Below are 2,140 nucleotides of genomic sequence, written 5' to 3' on the forward strand. Positions count from 1 at the left end.
ATACTGAAATTACGATCACTCAAATCAAGTGGGGATTTTGATGATTATTGGCTTTTCCACAAAATGCAGTCGAGCCAAAGAATCTATGGATAACGAATTTATTGAAAAGCGTCGATTCAAAAGAACTACACCCATCGGAATTACAAGCTGAGATTGCTCACCTATGATTCTAAGCTATATGGTGCTCTAGCCAGAAGATATGTGTCAACGCAGTCTCCACCACCTTGTAACTCGAAAGACCACGGGTATATACTGAGAATACAATCACAGAAGGAGTGCTATTATGAAAATTTCTAAATATTTCTCTGTTATATTAATTACTCTGTTGGTTTTTAGTGGTGGCTGTGCCAAATCGAAATCTTCCAGGATCTACACAGAAAGTGAAGCACTACAGGCTGCGTCAGTTGAAGCGGCGACAGTGATCAGCGTTGAAGATGCTATTTTAAGAAAAGACGGCATGATTGTTGGCACTGCTAGTGGTGCTATTTTAGGTGGTATTGGTGGTCGAGGCGTTGGCGGTGGTACGGGTCAGAACTTGGCCATGGCAGCTGGCGTTTTAATCGGAGGTATACTAGGTCACTATGCTGAGCAGGGCCTATCTGATAGAAAAGCCTCTAAAATTATCGTCAAACTTGATACAGGTGATAGTTTTGCCATCGTCCAGGAAGCTGATGTGGTTTTTACCCCCGGCGAACGCGTTTATGTTATTACCAATCGAAGTGATGGAATAAAACGTGTTTCCAAAATGAACAATTAGTCGACTCAGAAATATTATCTATTTAGTCGCCATGAGTCGTTTGCACACGACCCGTATTCAAATCTATCAGGTCCTGTACAAAACCAATTTCTTTCCGCAAAGCCAGATGTGCCGGAGCCTGCCACTCGCTCTGCGCATCCGGATGTTGCAGATTTAGCTGGTAGGCGAGATATTGAGTGATTTCAAGTAACTGAAAAACCAATTATGGTTATTCTGGCGACGCCTGCCATATACTGCATTTTTTACCGCAAACCGATCAAATAAAGGCCATTCGAGCAACAATCCTATATGGTTAGTGTCGGGTCTGAATGTTACTGTATCAAGCTTCGCTGATGCACTAACGCATTGGCGGAGCATTTTTTTGCGCCCACTGTTTTAATTTGTCAGCCGCGAAACTCTGCTGGTAATAAACATCAGTAATAGAACTGCAATGCCAAATAAATAAAGGCCAAAGTGTACTTTGATAGTTGCAATGACGCCCAGCTTGACAGTGACAATAAGTATGGCAACAACCATTACATCCAACATAGTCCATCTCCCATACTCGTGTATCAGATAAAGCAGCCTTTTGTGTTGCTTGGTAGCCGATATATCTGACTTCAATAACAGGAAGAGAAATCCAATTTTCAAAATGGGAAGCACAACACTAAAAGTTCCCACTATAAGAAAAATGAGAATTTGACCGCTACTGATAAGTTCACTTAAACCAGAGATCACTGAGAGTGAGTTTTTTATCACTACAAACTTAGAAATTGTAATCATGGGAAGAAACAAACCGAGCAAAAATAACAGGGCTGCCAATGTTAATAGCCACCGTAATGTTTTCGTATTATCTAACCCGCGATTAACTCTGTAGAAAAAATCTCGTAACATATTATGCTTCCATGTTTTCCGGATAACGTCTAGTTAAGCCGCGCCGATTAAGGTGTCTTGCTTGAGCATCTTGTTAACTATTGTTGAGTTAAAAGAAACACACCGGTAACTATAAATATTAAACCGGTGATCATTGGAGTGAAGTTCCAAATACTTGCACCTGGGAATAAAACACTATCTTGGTGCTTTAGTGGGTTATAGTAAACAACGATGCACTCATTAGAGGCATATTCATTTAATAGTTTGTTTAGAGATGAAATAGGCTTATTAACCATGTCCGAAAAAGTTGCGCGTTTTGAAAAATACTTCTTTTCGGCAACCTCGTACTCATATTGAAGATCAATATGGTCACTTTTCCAGCTGATTGCGTTAGGGTCTGTTGACCTTTCGAGTACAAATTTTGTTCAATCTAAAAGCGTTCTGAGCAAGGCGCGAGGAGCGAAGCATAGTTATTCTATGTAAACGACGAGCAACGCAGCGCAGGACGCTTTTAGATGAACCCGTAGGGCA

At 40.9% G+C, this 2,140-nt stretch carries 2 protein-coding genes; one reads left to right on the forward strand and one right to left on the reverse strand.

Annotated elements, in window-relative coordinates; all coding sequences use genetic code 11:
* Positions 1 to 283: 283 nt before the first annotated feature.
* Complete coding sequence (locus tag ABZA00_RS16920) at positions 284 to 757, forward strand: hypothetical protein (RefSeq protein WP_372883318.1); 474 nt, start codon at positions 284 to 286, stop codon at positions 755 to 757.
* Between the two features lie 375 nt (positions 758 to 1,132).
* On the opposite strand, the gene ABZA00_RS16925 is transcribed toward ABZA00_RS16920, so the two are convergent.
* On the reverse strand, positions 1,133 to 1,558 hold the full coding sequence (locus ABZA00_RS16925) for a paraquat-inducible protein A (protein ID WP_372883319.1): 426 nt from the start codon (positions 1,556 to 1,558) through the stop codon (positions 1,133 to 1,135).
* Positions 1,559 to 2,140 lie beyond the last annotated feature (582 nt).

This window comes from Psychromonas sp. (assembly GCF_041586535.1).
Taxonomy (GTDB): Bacteria; Pseudomonadota; Gammaproteobacteria; order Enterobacterales; family Psychromonadaceae; genus Psychromonas.

Excerpts from the sequence above, each read along its gene's own strand:
- ABZA00_RS16920 (WP_372883318.1), top strand. The coding sequence starts at position 284 with ATGAAAATTTCTAAATATTTCTCTGTTATATTAATTACTCTGTTGGTT.